Below are 18,116 nucleotides of genomic sequence, written 5' to 3' on the forward strand. Positions count from 1 at the left end.
GCAACTCTCACTTTCTTTTACTAAGACTGAAAACGTAGTAATTAGTAAATCATTAATTACTAATTATAGTACTCTTCCTTGATTAATATTGCAACACTTAACTTAGTAAAATTTTCATATTATTAGTAAAATCATTCATCATATTCTTCCGTACTGCAAAATAAACAGCCCGGTCAACATGACCGGGCTGTTTATTATATTTATTATACGGGATATACTCCGTGTTTACGCTCAGTAAATGTCATTTGCTTGCTACTATATGCTTCAAACCGAGCGCTCAATTCATCACGCAGGTCATTTGGCTGGATAATAGCATCAACAATCATCTCTGAGGCTAAGCGGTAAATATCAATATCTTCATTATATTCATTTCGCTTCTGCTCAATGAAAGCAGGTCGTTCTACTGCGTCCATTGCACTGATTTTGTTAGCATAGACTGCGTTAACCGCTGCTTCCGCACCCATAACAGCAATCAAAGCAGTTGGTAAGGCGAGAACGCAATCCGGTTCAAAAGCAGGACCTGCCATCGCGTATAATCCGGCACCATAAGCCTTACGAACAACGACAGAAATTTTGGGAACCGTGGCTTCGCTCATTGCAGATATCATTTTCGCACCATGGCGAATAATGCCTGCCTGTTCGACCTTAGTTCCAATCATAAATCCTGGAATATCCGCTAGGAACAAAAGTGGGATATGGAAAGCGTCACATAAATTGATGAACTTGGCGGCCTTATCAGCAGAATCATGGAACAGAACCCCCCCTTTGACACGCGGCTGGTTGGCTATAATTCCAATCGTATGGCCATTTAACCTTGCAAGACCAGTAATCAATTCAGGGGCAAATAATTTTTTGATTTCGCAAAATGAATTACGGTCTATAATCCTGTCGATGAGGTCATACATATTAAATGCAGCATTTTGATTTTTTGGAATCAGCTCTTCCAGCGTTTTTTCAAATTCAGCAGGTAGCTCAGGTTTGGTAGCTTTCGGCTTTTGTTGATAATTTCCTGGAAAATAGCTTAAGTATCGGCGAGCAAAGGCAATGGATTCTTCTTCTGATTTAACGAGTACATCACCACATCCTGAAACGGAACAATGCATTTTCGCTCCACCCATTTCCTCTTCGGTCACTTTTTCGCCAATGACCATTTCGGCCATCCTCGGTGAACCTAAATACATGGATGCATTTCCATCAACCATAACAACAATATCGCAAAAAGCAGGGATATATGCCCCACCTGCTGCGGAAGGACCGAACAATAGACAGATTTGAGGCACTTTTCCAGATAGCTTCACTTGGTTGTAAAAGATCCGGCCTGCCCCACGGCGTCCAGGAAACATTTCGACTTGATCCGTTATGCGGGCACCAGCTGAATCAACTAAATATAGTAGTGGCAATTGTAACTTATCAGCGGTTTCCTGAATGCGGATGATTTTCTCGACAGTCCTCGCTCCCCAAGAACCTGCTTTTACAGTCGAATCATTGGCCATGACACAGACCCTCTGTCCGTTGATTTTGCCGATGCCTGTAACGACACCATCTGCAGGCAGCCCATCACTCGCACAATTTGCGAAGAAGGCGTCCTCGATTTCAACTCCTTCGTCAAATAGAAGCTGTAGCCGATCACGTACGAAAAGCTTCCCTTTTTCAGCATTTTTTTGATGATATTTTTCTAAGCCGCCTTTTTTTATCGTTTCTACCGTTTCTGTAAGTTTATCCGTCGTTACCATCTATGTTCCTCCTTCAATTGAAATCAATTACCCGTAAATACCGGTTTGCGTTTTTCCTTGAATGCTGACAGCCCCTCCAGTCGGTCACGGGTTTGCAGTGTTGTCTGATAGCAGTCCTTCTCGATTTGCAATCCAGTTTTCAAGTCTGTATCTGCCCCTTGATTCATGGCAGCTTTTGCCGCTCTTAGTGCTAAAGGGGCATTGACAGCAATTTCTCCAGCCAGTTTTTTCGCTTCCTCAAGTAGATGTTGAGGCGGGTACATATGGCTGATAATTTGCATGGCATGTGCCGTTTTAGCGTCCAGTCTCCTTGCCGTATAAATCAGTTCTTTCGCTGTCGCCATTCCGACAATCCGCGGCAACCGCTGAGTACCTCCACCGCCTGGAATTATTCCAAGCGCAGTTTCAGTCAGTCCCATCTTTGCCGTTTCAGATGCTAAGCGAATGTCACAGGCAAGAGCCAGCTCAAGTCCTCCGCCAAAAGCGGAGCCATTAATTGCAGCAATGACTGGAACTGGAAGATTTTCAACCGCTGTAATCGTGTCACCAATTAGCTTTAATGTCTCCCTGACTTTCTCGTCATTCATCCCTGCTCGTTCCTTTAGATCTGCACCAGCACAAAATGCCTTTTCTCCAGCTCCTGTTATTATGACTGTCCGCAGATTAGACTGTAATTTCAATTCATTTAGTCCTTCGTATAAGCAATGAAGTAGTTCTGTGGATAACGCATTGGCAGCATCCGGCCGATTTAAGGTCACAATGGCAATTCCCTGTTCCTCATGACTAATCTCTACTATCGATGTCATAGTTTCACCTCATGTTTTTTTATTGCGCGTTATAGACAGCCATCTGATGGCTAGGCAATGGTTTTTCCAAGAAGCTTTGCATCATAGACGCTGCACCCATAAGTTTTCCTTGATCGATTCCCGTGTGAATCCCCATATTATGTAGCATATGAATCAGGTCATCCGTAGCTACATTCCCGCTCGCACCTGGTGCATATGGGCATCCCCCTAAACCACCGAGCGCGGAGTCGAAAGTTTTAATCCCATAATCTAGTGATTTGAGGACATTAGCGAGAGCCATGCCTCTTGTATCATGAAAATGGAGAGCAATTCGGTCTATATCGTATCTTTTTACAGCCTGTTCAAGGAATAAGGCTACCTGTCTAGGAGATGCGACACCGATGGTATCTCCTAATGATAGCTCGTTGATTCCGTATTCAAACAGCTGATCACAAACCTTGAAAACCTGTTCGATTGAAACCTCGCCTTCATAAGGACACCCGAATACAGTTGAAACATAGCCTCGAACTGATTTCCTGCTTCTTGCTGCTGAATCGATAACTTCCTTTAATACAGGAAAGGTATCTGAAATCGTTTTATTTATATTCTTTAGATTATGGGTCTCACTTGATGACATGAAAACTGAAATTTCATCAATATCCGCTTCTAGGGCCGACTCCAATCCTCTTTGATTCGGAACAAGAGCCGCATAGGTGATATCTGGATTCCTATTGATACCCTTGGCTACCTCCACAGCATCACTCAATTGAGGAATCCATTTTGGATGTACAAAAGAAGTGGCTTCAATATAGGAAAGACCAGTATCAGAAAGCTGATTGATCCAGTCTATTTTTCTTTGCGTCGGTATAATGACCTTTTCATTTTGAAGCCCATCACGCGGACCCACTTCTTTAATGGTTACTTTTTCAGGCCAATTCATTTTACCCCTCCGTCTCTTTATTCAATGACGGCCAAAACGTCGCCCTCATTTACGAAATCCCCTTCATTAACTTTAAGTTCCTTAACAGTACCCGCTTCCTCAGCAGCAATGGGGATTTCCATTTTCATGGATTCTAAGATTATGATATCCTGTCCATCGGTAACACTTTGACCTTCACCCGCTACGATTTTCCATACGCTTCCTGCCATACTTGCTTTTAATTCTGCCATATCATATTCCTCCAAATAATTTTAGTTTTTAGTAACGGATCGGTTTTCCCTCCCGATCCCCGACAAACAGTTTATACAGTAATTTTTTTAATATATTTATCAATAAAGTCCGTTGTTGTATCGCCTTTTGAAAAAGCTTCATGGACGATTATTTCCTTAAGTAGAGGAAGGTTCGTTTTAATTCCATCTATTTTATAGGTGTTCAATGCTTCTCTTAATCTATCGATGGCTTCATTCCTCGAACCACCGCTTACTACCAATTTGGCGATCATAGGATCGTAAAAATGTGAAACGACCGATGTGTTCTGAACGGCCAGTTCATGACGAATTCCTTCACCTTCAGGAAGTTTCAAACCGCTAATTTTCCCCGGTGCAGGATAAAAGGTTTTGGGATCTTCCGCATAAATGCGCACTTCAATAGAATGCCCCTCCCTTTTCACCTCTTCTTGTGTAAAGTCGAGTTTGTTGCCTGAAGCAATTTTAATTTGCTGTTCAACAAGATCAAGTCCTGTGATTTCCTCAGTGACCGGATGCTCGACCTGAAGGCGTGTATTCATTTCTAGAAAATAGAAGTTTTTATCGGCATCAACTAAGAATTCAAGGGTACCCGCATTACAATACCCGATAGCCTTCACCGCTTTTACAGCGGCTATCCCCATCTGCTTTCTTGTTTCTTCATCAAGAAATGAAGAAGGGGCTTCTTCTACGACCTTCTGGTGGCGCCTTTGAATGGAACATTCTCGTTCCCATAAGTAAACAGCATTTCCAAATCCATCTGCTAATACTTGAATTTCGATATGACGGGGTTTTTCAATCAATTTTTCAATGAACATGTCTCCATTACCGAAAAATAATTGAGCACGTTTTTGATTCCCTTCGAATGCTTTTAACAGTTCATCGGCATTTGCAACTGCCTGCATACCGATACCACCGCCGCCGGCTGATGCTTTCAGCATAACTGGATACCCTATCTTTTCGGCAACTGCCGCTGCTTCAGCGCTATCAATTAATGGCCGTGAGAATCCTGGCACTAATGGAAGCCCTGCTTGCTCCATCTTTTTTCGCGCTTCAACTTTATTGCCCATCTGCTGGATAACTTCAGGTTTGGGTCCAATGAAAATCAATCCAGCATCTTCACATGAGCGAGCGAAATCTGCATTTTCACTTAGAAATCCGTATCCTGGATGGATGGCATCTACACCGGTTTCTTTAGCTATTTCTAAAATCTTCTTGACGTTTAAATAGCTTTCCTGAACTCTGGACCCTCCCAATAAATAGGCCTCATCCGCATATTCTACAAATGGTGCTTCCGAATCTGCCTCGGAATAGACAGCGACCGTACTAATTCCCAAATTCTTGCACGTACGGATTACACGTGATGCAATTTCTCCTCTGTTTGCGATAAGAATTTTTCGAATCATTCGATATCCCCCTTATTTGGTACGTTCCGTTAATAGTTCAAGAGTTTGCTCCCGAAGCTTATACTTTTGAATTTTCCCAGATGCAGTCATTGGATATCCATCAGTAAATTGAAAGTATCGAGGAATTTTGTGAAAAGATATTTTCCCTTTGCAATACTCTCTCAATTCTTCCTCCGTCAAGGTTTCTCCTGCTTTCAAAATGACCCATGCCGCTACCTCTTCCCCATACTTCTGATCGGGAACACCAAGGATTTGGACATCGACTATAGCAGGATGCTGATAGAGAAATTCTTCAATCTCGCGCGGGTATATATTTTCCCCACCGCGTATAATCATATCTTTCAGTCGGCCAGTAATCTTGCAATAACCGTTTTCGTCCATCACCGCTAAATCACCTGTGTGGAGCCAGCCCTCCGAATCAATCGCTTGCTCCGTCGCTTCCGGATTATTATAGTACCCCTTCATGACATGGTATCCTCTTGAACAGAGTTCTCCTTGTCTGCCCCGCTTGACTTCTTCTCCGCTATTAGGATCAATGATCTTCACTTCCACATTCGGAAGAGCCTTTCCCACTGAGGATACACGAAGTTCAATTGGATCATCGGTACGGGTCATCGTAATTCCTGGGGACGATTCCGTTTGACCATAGGTAATCGTGATTTCAGAGATTCCCATCTTATCCACCACGTTTTTCATAACTTCTATCGGACAAGTGGAGCCAGCCATTATTCCAGTCCGTAATGAACGTAAATCATACTGATCGAAGTCATCGAGATTCAATTCAGCAATGAACATAGTCGGCACCCCGTGAAGCCCCGTACATTTTTCAGCTTCCACTGTCTGAAGCACAGTACGTGGATTGAATTCTACGATTGGCACCATTGTGGCTCCAACAGTAACAGAGGCCATTGTACCAAGGGAACAGCCGAAACAATGAAACAGTGGGACGGGGATACAAAGCCGATCATTCTTTGTAAGCTTCATACAAGCTGCAATATTTAGCCCATTGTTGACTAAATTCGAATGTGTCAGCATGACCCCTTTTGGAAATCCAGTCGTCCCTGAAGTGTATTGCATATTAATGACATCCTCAGGAGCAAGGTCCTTCATTCGGATGTCCAACATCTCCTCCGAAACCGATTCGCTTCCACTTATGACGTCTTCCCACGAAAACGTACCAGGATAACGCGTTTCACCTAAGATAATGATATTCTTTAATTTTGGTAGTTTTTCAGATTGTAACTTTCCTGGTTTAGCCGTTTTCAATTCAGGAACTATCTCATAAAGCGTATCTATATAAGAATGATCCTTAAATTGTTCCATCAGGATTATCGTCGTTGCATCCGATTGATGAAGCAGATATTCGAGTTCACTTGTGCGGTAATTTGTATTGACCGTAACCAGCACACCGCCCATTTTTGCAGTTGAAAATTGGGAAATCAGCCATTCCGGTTTATTAGACGCCCATATGGCGATATGTTCCCCTTTTTCAATCTCAAGTGACATGAAACCGCGGGCCGCCTTCCGGCAAACTTTTTCAAATTCACTGTACGTATAACGAAGACCTAGTTCGTGATAAACTACCGCTTCATTATTACCGTATTCTTCAGCTGTCTTTTCAAGCAGTTTTCCGATAGTAACATCTAGCAAATCAGACATCAAACTCCTCCCAATAAGTAAAAGTAAGTATGTACGCTTCTTGCTGTATAGAAATAATCTGCCTTTCACCAAAATGAACAGAAGCATTTTGGTTCATTTGCGTTCTAAAAAGATTAACAGCCCAATTGTCTGGCGATTACGATTCTTTGAATTTCTGATGTCCCTTCCCCAATTTCTAGTAATTTAGCATCTCTTAAATAGCGTTCCACCTCATATTCCCGCATATATCCAGACCCGCCATGGATTTGAATGGCTTGATTGCTCGTTCGGAACGCAGTCTCACTTGCAAAAAGCTTAGCGAACGCCGCTTCTTTCGCAAAAGGTTTTTTATTGTCTTTTAACCACGCTGCTTTATATACCATATTTCTTGCTAATTCAATCTCCATCGCCATATCAGCAAGTTTGAATTGGATTGCTTGAAAATTTGAAATAGATTTACCGAATTGAACTCGCTCTTTTGAAAAAGCTAAAGCCTTATCAAAGGCTGCTTGCGCAATACCGACCGCCAACGCGGCAATTGAAATCCTTCCACCGTCTAAAGTGAATAAAAACTGTTTGAATCCTTTTTCTGGATCCCCCAATAAGTTCTTCTTTGGCACTCGAACATTATCAAGAATGATTTCACATGTATTTGAAGCTCGAACTCCCATTTTTTCATAATTACTATTAATTGTTATTCCCGGTGTATCCGTTGGGACGATGAATGCAGAGATGATGTTCTTGCCTCGACTGTCTTTTCCCGATACAGCCGTTACGGTGACAGTTCTGGAATAACTTGCATTAGTTATCCATGTTTTCTCGCCATTTATCACATATTCATCACCTTCTAATACTGCGGTCGTTCTTGTACCGCCCGCATCAGAGCCCGCATTCGGCTCGGTCAACCCGAAAGCTGCCAATGTTTCACCGGTCGTGATTGGAATAAGGTATTTTTGTTTCTGTTCCTCGGTACCGAAATAATAAATCGGGCTTGCTCCAAGTGAAACAGCTGCTGCATAGCTTAAACCAGTGCCTCCACAGGCCTTGCCAATCTCCTCAACAGCAATAGCATAGGAAATCGTGTCTCCGCCTGAACCACCATACTCTTCAGGGAATGGAATCCCCAGTAGCCCCAGCTTCCCCATTTTTTTGAATACATCCGCTGCAAACATGGACTTTGCATCCAGTTCTATCGCAATTGGTTTTATTTCTTTTTCAGCGAAATCTCTTACCATATCCTTAATCATCTGCTGTTCTTTTGTAAGTGAGAAATCCATTTCTTTATTCCCCTTTCTAATGAGACCGACTAGTTGGTCTGTGAAATGCAAGCGTTTTTATTGTTAATCCACAACCATCTGATTTTTTAGTAAATATGGCTGGGTTATTGCGTCTTTTTTTTGTTTATCTGTTAATAATGCCTGTAATATTAAATCGACGTAAATTTCTCCAATTTCCTCAATTGTTTTTCCCCCGTCCCTTTTGTACCATTTATAGGACCAGTTCACCATGCCTAAAATAGACATTCCGGTGATTTCAACCGGCAGTTCGCTGCGGAATTCACCCTTGTCTATTCCTTCTTGAATTACGGAAAATATGATTTCTTTATACATTTGACGCTTCTTTTTGATTGCTTCTACATAAGGTGGTTTTAAGTAAATGCTTTCTTGATAGAAAACTGAGATGTGTGGTTTATAGAGGTCAAAAACTTTAACAAATGATTGAATAATCTTTTGCATTTTTTCTGTTGGGTGGGTACTTGCTGAAATGGCTTCCTGTGCTTTCGTTAAAACATATGAAATAAAGTAATCATGAATGACAAATAAGAGTTCGTCTTTAGAAGAAAAATGGTGATAAAAACCACCTTTGCTTGTTCCGCACTCCTTTACAATTTCGTTAACGGAGATGCCATGAAAACCATGCTGTTCAAAGAGTGCCAGCGATGTTTCGATTATTTTTTCTTTTAACTCCGTAAGACAGCACCTCCTGTTGTATCCGCTTACATTTTATCCAGTAATATTAAGATAAATAGTATGATTATACATAAACTGGATTTATTTAGATTTTACCAAATATTTTATATTTGTCAATTTTTAATTACAAACTAAAAACAGCTCTCATACTTAAGAGCTGTCTCCTATTTTATTCAAGCCAATAATGCCTTGGTGATACATAGCAAACAAGATGTTTGAATTCAGAATAAGTTGAGTGGAATTAACTCCTTTAGTGTTTCAAGATCCCACTCCGCCTCAAGCCTTGTGCACTAACTACTCTTTCTTCTTTACCTTGATTGGTTTAACCTGGGCCTTTACAAGTTTCCACCCATCGTTGTAGGTCCATACTGATTTAATCTCCATCAACGGATCACGCTCGTCAGCCCCTTTCACATATTGAACCCCCACAAGGCCCTTTCCTTTTCCAAAAACGGTCTTGAGGTTCAATGACGAGTAGGGATCAACCAAAAGCTCGGTCGGTTCATTCAACTTTCCATCTTGATAAATACCTAATTCTTCATAATCTTGTTTTCTTGAACTGACATCTATCACCACAGGCTTTTGCCCTTCAATAATGATTTCCGCTTTGTAGCCGTCAAGAAATTGAGCCATTACAGGAACAGATGGCGGAACCTCTAATTCCTGAACTTTTCCATCTTTGAACGTGAAGGCATAACTATTTAGTAAGCGATCAGTACCTTCCATCAAAACCGTGACTAAAACATCCTGAACCCCATCATTATTCAAGTCAGCAAGCATGAGGTCGGGATTATACCCTGCTTTTAGAGGTACGCTAATTGTACGGCGGTTGCTTTCAACACTCAGCTCTATTTTTTTAAGAAACTTGCTTCCTTTCTCATACGGCAATCCTTGAACCTGGATGATATCTATTTTTTGGTCACCTGTGACATCTCTTTTTGTCGAAATATAGGTCCCATCAACTTGAAAATTTTTATCATGTGCTTCAACTGCTTGATAACTTAAAAAGAGTGAGATGACTAAAACCGCATATTTTAGCAAATCTAACTTTTTCATAGTGATAACCTCGCTTTTAGAAGATATACTAATTCGTCATTTGTCGCCGTTTGAATTTTCGACGTTGATCTTTCATAAAGATGGACCAGAAATAATAGAAACCTGGAACTAAAATCGCAAAGCCTACAATATATGTGGCAAACACTGCCCGGAATGACGTCGGGTCGGTAAAACCTGAGAGGATTGTTACATTCGGATAAATGATATATGGCAAATGAGCAATCCCATAAACATAGCTGCCGACCAAATACTGAATGATAATCGCTATGACAGCGATTCGCGGCATTCCTTTAACCTCCCGTTTGGAAAAATAAGGAAGATATAGAGCCACTCCGCTAATGATAAAAAAGACTAACGAAACGAGTAATAATGCAGAGTTTTTCATCATCCCCTCGTAGAGCCAATTCGCTTCACTTTTTAATGTAATCATTACCATCATAGCCATGACTAACATAAGCGGCCCCGTTATCATCGCGTCCCGCCGGTATATTTTATATGCTTTCATTTCATCAGCCTGTTTTGAGTAATCAGATAGAAGTAACGATGATAAAAACAGCGTGCTCAAAATTCCGAACCCCATAAAGGCATATTCATTTGGACTTGTGAAAAGCTTGAAAAGATTAAGTTCTTCATTTCCTCGCATTCCTTCAACAAACCCAAGATGGGTAATCGGCAAAACACTGATTAATAGCCCGGGAATGATTAATCCAGTTAACCCCGATATATACGTTAATGCTTTTTCATACTTGTCGACACTATGTGAAAAAACTAAGAACGCACTCCTAATACAAAGAAGCACTAAAATTAAACTGGCGGGAACAATTAATGCTACCCCAATGGTAAAAACTGCCCCCGGAAACAAACTATAAATGGCAATGACAAGGCCAACTACGAAGGTATTAGTCACTTCCCATGTAGGAGATAAATAGCTGTTTGCTATCTTTGTAGCATTCGTTTCTTCCTTTTTAATGTAAGTCATTGCCCAGAAACCAGCTCCAAAATCCATCGAGGCCATAATTGCATAAAGAAAAATAAAACCCCACACTAGCGTTATTGCAAGAAGTGCATCACTCATTGGCTTTCCCCCCTTTTATGAATTAGAATCGAACAGCCTCTCATCTTTCTGTTCGGCTATATATATATCATCCATCACAGAATGACGTTTGAAATAATACAAAAGTGTAAACACGACGGATACGTATAAAATGATATATACAAGAATGAACATCGTGAATAAAAACCCTAGATTTTCATATGAAGTTACTGAATCCGCAGTGGAAAGCATCCTGTATATCGTCCACGGCTGTCTGCCTGTACAAGCAAAAATCCAACCGCATTCTATCGAAATCACCGATGACGGGCCTGCAGCAACAAACAGCCATAGAACCCATCTGGGATAAGTATCCTTCTTCAACCACTTATTCCAGACTAAAGCGAACAAGGCTAAAGCGATTAAGCCTGAACCAATAAGGACCATAGCATTGAATAAAATATGGACATAAAGCGGTGGCCAATACTCTTCTGGAAAATCGTTCAAACCGGTAACGACTGTATCAAAACTATTGCCTGATAAGAAGCTTAATACCCATGGAAATTCAATCCCATACTTCACTTCCTGAGCTTCCCTGTCGGTATAGCCGAATAAAGTAAGTCCTGCATGGTCCTTTGTTTCAAACAAGCCTTCTGCGGCCGCCAATTTTTCCGGCTGTTCCCTATATAAATGCTGGGTCGTCGCGTGACCGTTAAGTGCCGTCAAAAAAGAGAAGACCAATCCTAATACAATGCTGAGCTTTAATGCTTTTTGGTGAAAATTAAATTCAGTAGTACCAAATTTATTCTTCAACATCTTATAGGCTGCAACTGCTGCTACGACAAAAGCACCTGTCGTATAAGCTGTCAGTGCAGTATGTCCTGCTGTTACTAAGAAACTTGGGTTAAAAAAAGCCGCCCAAGGATCAACATCGACAATTTCCCCATTTTCAAACCGAAACCCAGCCGGTGTCCCCTCAAAAGCATGTACATTAGAAATCAAGACAGCTGATGCCATAGCTCCAAAAGCAACAAAGAATAAACTCACGACACGAGCCCATGGCTTGATTTTTTCAGCAGCATACACGTAGATGGACATGAACAACGCTTCAATCATAAATGCATAAATCTCAATCTGGAACGGAAGCGCCATAACTCGCCCAATCACTTCCATGAATCCAGGCCATAAAAGTGACAGTTGTACACCCGCAATCGTACCAGTCGGAATCCCAACCCCAAGCAACACCCCTAATGTTTTAGTCCATCGTTTCGCCATGACAACATACTGTAAATCTTTTGTCCTTTGGTACATCAATTCTGCCGCCAACATCATCATCGGCAACCCGACGCCAATCGTTGCAAATATGATATGTACAGCCATATTCGTCCCGAACATCGCACGGGCCATTTGTATATGATCCATACTGTCTTCCTTTCTAACCTTTGTCTCCTGATAGTATCTCCGCATAAAAGGAAAATATTTAATAAAATCCCACATACTATGTTTCCTGAGTTTTTGTCGGAATTTTGTAGCCTGTTTACCGTCTTTTGAGTATTAGAATATATTTATTCTGTCGAGGTTATTCTTGGGATATATTATTTCCAGTTGATCGCTTCTTAACCTAGCTTAGATTGCATGTACGAACGGCGATTTTATTATAGCTGTGCAAATAATAAATATTTCCTTCTCATAAAAATACACACATACCCTACATTATAGTAGTCTATGTGTGTATTTGCGGTCGGCATTGACATTTGCCCAATTTTAGGAGGGATTTTCACAAACATCAGATTAAAAGCACGGGTACTAGCCTATATATGTATTTTATATGTCAGGATCCTAAATACCCTTTGAACCTTCTTATCAATCACTTCCTGTGAATAATAAATCATCCTGTAACTGAATTAACATTTTTTCATTCCTTACATTTTGATTTATTGTCTTTGCACCTCGTAGGTTATAAGTTTTATCTTCTATATGAAAGTTAAGGATAATCTACATTTAAAAACGTAGCCACATCTTTGCTTTTTTGTTTTCTCTGTTTCCGCATACTTGCTCGATCTAATGCCGTTTCATGTAATTTTTTTTCTTCTTCTGTTTCCGGAATAACTTGTGGAACACGTGTTGGACGTTTATGTTCATCAAGTGCAACAAATGTTAATAGAGCAGTCGCTGCAATTCTACGTACACTGCTTTTTAAATCTTCAGCAATAATTTTCACAAATACCTCCATTGAAGATGTGCCTGTCCATGCCACATAAGATATAAAACATACTGAATCTGTTGTACGAATGGGATGTAAAAAGTCAACTGAATCTGTTGAAGCAGTTACACATTCTCTTCGGCTATGACGTGCTGCAGAAATCGATGCTACTTGATCTACGTCACTCATTAACCGGCCGCCAAATAATGTATTATGATTGTTCACATTATTTGGGAATATACGACTTGTTCTTATCACCCTTGATTCTCTGCAATATTTAGCTTCTATAAACCCGTCCTCCTAAACATGGGACCTAAAATCACCTATGTAAACTTTTAGTATATGGTTATATTATGATACAATTTTGAGCTTTTTATCCTTTAAACACTATCGGCCTACGTAGCCTAGTGTTCCGAGAATGCGCAGCTTACTTTTTAATATCATTCACCAATTTACTTTATAGGTGTGGCTAGTTTTGAAGTGCTAGCCAGCCCGCTACCCACCTTTCATAATAATCATCTGGAGACTGCAGCAGATTCGCTTGAACAGCTGCTTGTCCGATAATGACACCACCAACTACATCATCCTGCATAACCATTAGAGATTTTAGATTTTCCAGCTTTTGATCCAATTTAATATGCAAGGTTTTGCTTCTCATGGTGAACTCCTTTGGTTAATCGAGTTAAAACTAGTTCCTCTTTTTCCAGTTTTATATACGAAAGCGTGCAATCATTTAGACCCTAGTTTTAAGGCGTTTACAATAACATCAATTTTCAAGACAACATTCCCCTTCTTCCTTTGGAGTATGCCCATGATACCAAATGTCAGATTGTATTTTAGTTATTGTTTTCTTAAGAAAAAATCTCTTAAAATGAACAACGATAAAAGACACATTCTTAACTCTTAATTTTGAATCGATATATCTTACACAGTTTTCTATCATGCTGAAAATCAATCTTGACTACACCTCAAAACATTCACCCATCCTTTCGTCGATTAATAATCCTTCTTTAGAATAAAATGATTTCCGAATGACACACTTTACGCATAGGGCCTAGTGGCTCTATTCGGCTTTGTGGCAAGTAATGTACCATTTACGAAACAAGTTACAATTATATTCTAATAAGGTTAATATGGGATGTAATTGGAATAATAGGATAATAAGCTTAAGTTTAGAGGTGGAAATGTTGTTTAACCGCAGAAATTCCCAAAAAAACTTAAATCAAAAAGACGATTTTAATAAGGTTTCCGATATACGAAGCCTATTTAATTCCCTTTCGTCATCAAATGATTTTATAAACCATCAAGGCAACTTAAAAGGAATTGGCTATTGGGTATCTTTTTATCGCTCTTTAATTGACGGGCAAGAACTACATGAGAGCGTACTATCTGTAATACCAACTTTAGAAACGATTAGTTTGGAACAAATTAAAGAAAATATCCCCATAGAGAATACTCTAATCACTTGCACTAGGAAGGTAATTGAAGAAAGGATAATGAGAGGCGAAATTGCCATTCGTTTAGATACCAACCTCGATGAGTGTTTGTTGATAAATATTGCCTCCAAACAAGGAAGACAAATTGGTAAACCCGAGCTTGAATTTGGAATCATTAGTCCTCAAGAAGCTTTTGTCGAAGATATTGATATCAATCTGAATCTAGTGAGAAAAAGACTGCCTATCCCAGAGTTACAAGTAAATGAATTAACTGTAGGATCCTTATCTAAAACAAAAGTAGCTGTTATATATATAGAAGGAATTGTTGAACAGGAAAATGTCGATACCGTTATACAACGAATCAATGAAATAGAGTTCGATGAAATTTTGGATGGATCCAATCTAGCGCAAATGCTTTATGATGATTCAAATACTCTATTCCCACTTTTCTTACATACGGAAAGACCCGATCGGATTGCAAGTGCTTTGTCTGAAGGTAAGGTAGCCATGGTGATAGATAGGTCTTCTTCTGCACTAATTGCTCCAACCATTTTATTGGAGTATTTTATTACCATGGAAGATTATAATATGCCCTGGGTTCCAGCTTCCGCTTTCCGATTATTAAGAATATTCGCGGTCATTTTTTCTATATTCGCTACACCTCTTTATGTAGCCGTGCTGACCTTTCATTATGAACTGATTCCTAAAGACCTTTTGGAGACGATTGTTGCTTCAAGGAATTTGATACCTTTCCCTCCTTTAATTGAAGCTTTATTCTTAGAGATTTCAATTGAACTGTTAAGGGAAGCCGCTGCCAGGTTACCAACAAAGGTAGGTCAGACATTAGGTATCGTCGGCGGTATTGTTATCGGTCAGGCTGCTGTTGTGGCTGGACTTACCAGTAATATTTTATTAATCATTGTCGCCTTATCGGCACTAGCATCATTTGTAACGCCAATTTATAAAATGGGAAATGCTATTCGATTACTTAGATTCCCCTTTCTACTAGGGGCACAAATCTGGGGTTTGCTTGGGATAACCCTTGCTTCCGTGTTTTTAATGACACATCTTATTAAGTTGACTTCAATGGGACATCCTTACCTAGAACCAATATACCCGTTTCGCATTAAAGATTGGAAAGACAGCTTTGTTCGGCTTCCTTTTAATTTTTTCCAGTCACGACCTGTAAATTTACGAACAGAGAATGTGACAAGACAACCACAAAAGCAAAAAACATCAAAAAAAAGAAAGAATGATTTTAATGAGTGATAAAAAATGAGGGTGCTGTATGAACCAAGCTGGTGTAAATGATAAATATAAAGTATCACCATTCTATGTATTTTTTTTAGTACATTCCATGCAAACAGGCATAGGTGTGTTGAGTTTCCAAAGAGTTTTAGCGAAGTCGGCGGGGACGGACGGCTGGATCTCCATAATTCTAGCAGGGCTAATTGTTCATATTATGATTTGGATCATCTATAAAATATTCAGTATCGTTCCAGGGGATATCATTTCCGCCAATACACAGGCATTAGGGAAATGGCTTGGGAATTTTTTCAGTCTGTTATTCATCATTTACTTTTTGATTCTTGGGATGACAGTAATAATTAGCTATATAAATGTCGTACATGTTTGGATGTTTGAAGAAGTACCTTCCTGGGCATTTGCTCTAGTGTTTCTAATTCTGATTTATTACATAAATTCTGGGGGGTTCCGAACTGTTACCGGCGTTACCTTTTTAAGCGTATTGTTGACATACTGGCTTCTATTTGACCTCATCTATGCTATGAAATATGCTGAATTTACGAATTTGCTTCCTATTTTTGACCACAGCATTTTAGATATACTTAAAGGAGTACAAGATAATTCATTAACCATGATTGGATTTGAAATGATTCTGATATTTTATCCGTTTATCAAAGATGCTAAAACTTCACAAAAATATGCCCATGGAGGTGCCTTAACAACTACGTTACTGACCGTGTTCATTTATTTAGTTTCACTGGTCTTTTATTCACAAAAACAGTTAGTCCTGACTATTTGGCCGACACTGACAATGACTAGCGTTGTCGAGTTGCCCTTTATTCAACGTTTCGAATATATTGAGATCTCTTGGTGGGCCTTAGTTATCATACCCAATATGACCATTTCATTATGGGCTGCCAGCAGGGGATTTAAACGCTTATTTAATGTTCAGCAAAAGTATCCATTATGGTGTATGAGTATTATTATTCTGCTTATCAATATTTTTGTTTTTGATATGGATTCCCTTTATATTTTGAATAAAATTATCAATCCATATGGCCTGTACTTCATTTGTTTATACTTGCCTCTTCTTTTGTTAATCATCTATACAAAGAAATTGAGGAAACGTTTATGAGAAAAGTACTTCCTGTTATCCTAATCTATTCACTTCTTTGCGACTGTGCACAACAGAAAGTAGTCGACGAAGTGAATATGGCCCAGGCTATTGGCTACGATTTAACAAAGGATGATATGATCGAAGGAATGTTCGTCATCCCCATCTTTCAACAAGAAAAGATGGGGAAATATCAAATCTTAAGTGGAAAATCAACGACAACGAGTGATGTTCAAGCTATTGTATCAAAAAAGGCAAATAAGCCGGTGCTCCTTGGACAGACACGAATCGTTTTTTTTAGTGAGAAAATCGTTCAACAAATTGGAATGACAGAGCTAACCGATTATATCTACCGTGAACCCCAACTTGGGAACAGGGTTATTTTGGCAATTGCCGAAGGGAAGGTTAAAGATGTCATTTATACAAAATCTCCTAATAGCAATGTGAATATTGGCATTTTTTTAGCCGATTTAATTACTCAACAAAAAGAATCTGGTAACGGACCGGATACTAATCTCCATATTTTTTTAAAGGACGCTCTAGCAGATGGCGGAGATGCGTTTCTTCCGTTATTAAAAAAACGTAATAACGATATTATGGTTTCTGGAGTAGCATTGATACACGAAAATAAAATAGTGAGTAAAGTGAAAACCCAAAATATGTTTGTATTTAAGACTTTAGTTCAATCCCATAAACGAGGAATTTATAAATTCAGTTTAAAAGATAAGAAAAAAAGCGAAATTGTGGTAGAGAGTATCCGAAGTGGTTCAAGTTATAATGTTTCAAACTCAGGGAGTGACCCCTCGATCACGATTAAAATCAAAATTGAAGGTCAAGTAAAGGAATCCATGAGAAGTGAAAACCTAACAAATAGAAAAATGATTAAAAAAATTGAAATGGCAATGAAACAGGATTTAACTAGGGAAGCTAACAAACTTATTAATGATTTTCAGAAAAAAAACATTGATCCGATTGGCTTAAAGGAGAAATATCATGCCAAAAATAAAAGAATGACATATGAAGAATGGAAAAAGATTTATCCTAATATGACGATAAAAGTAGAAACTGAAGTTCACATTCTTCAAACTGGCGTTTCGGAATAAGGTCAATTAATAGATGAAGTAAATGGCATCTAATTACAACCTCTTTATTCCTTCAAAGGAGTTGATAAAGGTAATACTTTTATGACCCGATAGGGCTAAATTAATATTTCACAAAAGGTAAAAGAACAGAGTGAAAATTTCACTCTGTTCTAAAAATAGAGATATCACCCTCTGAAAAATGAGGATCTTCATGGAACGAAAAAACCATAGTT

General features: G+C 39.4%; 16 protein-coding genes. 3 read left to right on the top strand and 13 right to left on the bottom strand.

All coding sequences use genetic code 11. The features are described from left to right. Positions 1 to 203: 203 nt before the first annotated feature. The 13 genes from JFU24_RS03365 to JFU24_RS03425 all read right to left on the bottom strand — a co-directional run bounded on the left by JFU24_RS03365 (position 204) and on the right by JFU24_RS03425 (position 13,664). Positions 204 to 1,733, bottom strand: coding sequence for an acyl-CoA carboxylase subunit beta (locus JFU24_RS03365; protein WP_201180667.1), 1,530 nt, complete (start codon positions 1,731 to 1,733; stop codon positions 204 to 206). Positions 1,734 to 1,756: 23 nt separating this feature from the next. Next, on the bottom strand, positions 1,757 to 2,539 hold the full coding sequence (locus JFU24_RS03370) for an enoyl-CoA hydratase (protein WP_201249504.1): 783 nt from the start codon (positions 2,537 to 2,539) through the stop codon (positions 1,757 to 1,759). Between the two features lie 19 nt (positions 2,540 to 2,558). Continuing rightward, positions 2,559 to 3,458, bottom strand: coding sequence for a hydroxymethylglutaryl-CoA lyase (locus JFU24_RS03375; RefSeq protein ID WP_201249505.1), 900 nt, complete (start codon positions 3,456 to 3,458; stop codon positions 2,559 to 2,561). 17 nt (positions 3,459 to 3,475) lie between these two features. Beyond that, positions 3,476 to 3,688, bottom strand: a complete 213-nt coding sequence (locus JFU24_RS03380; protein ID WP_053345955.1) for an acetyl-CoA carboxylase biotin carboxyl carrier protein subunit — start codon at positions 3,686 to 3,688, stop codon at positions 3,476 to 3,478. A gap of 71 nt (positions 3,689 to 3,759) precedes the next feature. Beyond that, entirely contained in the window at positions 3,760 to 5,109 is a 1,350-nt protein-coding gene (locus JFU24_RS03385) for an acetyl-CoA carboxylase biotin carboxylase subunit (RefSeq protein WP_201180669.1), read from the bottom strand. Between the two features lie 12 nt (positions 5,110 to 5,121). Further along, positions 5,122 to 6,768, bottom strand: coding sequence for an AMP-binding protein (locus JFU24_RS03390; RefSeq protein ID WP_242485267.1), 1,647 nt, complete (start codon positions 6,766 to 6,768; stop codon positions 5,122 to 5,124). A 113-nt stretch (positions 6,769 to 6,881) separates the two neighbouring features. After that, the gene (locus JFU24_RS03395) at positions 6,882 to 8,024 is read right to left on the bottom strand and encodes an acyl-CoA dehydrogenase (protein WP_201224648.1); all 1,143 of its coding nucleotides are present in this window, start codon (positions 8,022 to 8,024) and stop codon (positions 6,882 to 6,884) included. 63 nt (positions 8,025 to 8,087) lie between these two features. Further along, positions 8,088 to 8,699 (bottom strand): TetR/AcrR family transcriptional regulator, encoded by a 612-nt coding sequence (locus JFU24_RS03400; protein WP_201225184.1) that lies wholly within the window; start codon positions 8,697 to 8,699, stop codon positions 8,088 to 8,090. 312 nt (positions 8,700 to 9,011) lie between these two features. Beyond that, the gene (locus JFU24_RS03405; RefSeq protein WP_201224650.1) at positions 9,012 to 9,773 is read right to left on the bottom strand and encodes a hypothetical protein; all 762 of its coding nucleotides are present in this window, start codon (positions 9,771 to 9,773) and stop codon (positions 9,012 to 9,014) included. A gap of 28 nt (positions 9,774 to 9,801) precedes the next feature. Further along, positions 9,802 to 10,848 (bottom strand): cytochrome d ubiquinol oxidase subunit II, encoded by a 1,047-nt coding sequence (locus JFU24_RS03410; protein WP_056519298.1) that lies wholly within the window; start codon positions 10,846 to 10,848, stop codon positions 9,802 to 9,804. A gap of 15 nt (positions 10,849 to 10,863) precedes the next feature. Beyond that, the gene (locus JFU24_RS03415; RefSeq protein WP_201249506.1) at positions 10,864 to 12,225 is read right to left on the bottom strand and encodes a cytochrome ubiquinol oxidase subunit I; all 1,362 of its coding nucleotides are present in this window, start codon (positions 12,223 to 12,225) and stop codon (positions 10,864 to 10,866) included. A gap of 562 nt (positions 12,226 to 12,787) precedes the next feature. Next, complete coding sequence (locus JFU24_RS03420; RefSeq protein WP_201250867.1) at positions 12,788 to 13,294, bottom strand: hotdog domain-containing protein; 507 nt, start codon at positions 13,292 to 13,294, stop codon at positions 12,788 to 12,790. Between the two features lie 181 nt (positions 13,295 to 13,475). Next, the gene (locus JFU24_RS03425) at positions 13,476 to 13,664 is read right to left on the bottom strand and encodes a hypothetical protein (RefSeq protein WP_201180679.1); all 189 of its coding nucleotides are present in this window, start codon (positions 13,662 to 13,664) and stop codon (positions 13,476 to 13,478) included. A gap of 526 nt (positions 13,665 to 14,190) precedes the next feature. Between JFU24_RS03425 and JFU24_RS03430 the strand changes: the two genes are divergently transcribed. From JFU24_RS03430 to JFU24_RS03440, 3 genes are read left to right on the top strand one after another with little or no spacing between them, the layout of a single operon-like run. Beyond that, entirely contained in the window at positions 14,191 to 15,711 is a 1,521-nt protein-coding gene (locus JFU24_RS03430) for a spore germination protein (RefSeq protein ID WP_201224654.1), read from the top strand. Between the two features lie 19 nt (positions 15,712 to 15,730). Next, positions 15,731 to 16,822: a GerAB/ArcD/ProY family transporter gene (locus JFU24_RS03435; protein WP_201249507.1), complete on the top strand. Its 1,092-nt coding sequence runs from the start codon at positions 15,731 to 15,733 to the stop codon at positions 16,820 to 16,822. Continuing rightward, the gene (locus tag JFU24_RS03440) at positions 16,819 to 17,904 is read left to right on the top strand and encodes a Ger(x)C family spore germination protein (RefSeq protein ID WP_201249508.1); all 1,086 of its coding nucleotides are present in this window, start codon (positions 16,819 to 16,821) and stop codon (positions 17,902 to 17,904) included. The genes JFU24_RS03435 and JFU24_RS03440 overlap by 4 nt, the downstream gene beginning before the upstream one ends. Positions 17,905 to 18,116 lie beyond the last annotated feature (212 nt).

The organism is Peribacillus sp. TH27, assembly GCF_016650915.1.
GTDB lineage: Bacteria > Bacillota > Bacilli > Bacillales > DSM-1321 > Peribacillus > Peribacillus butanolivorans.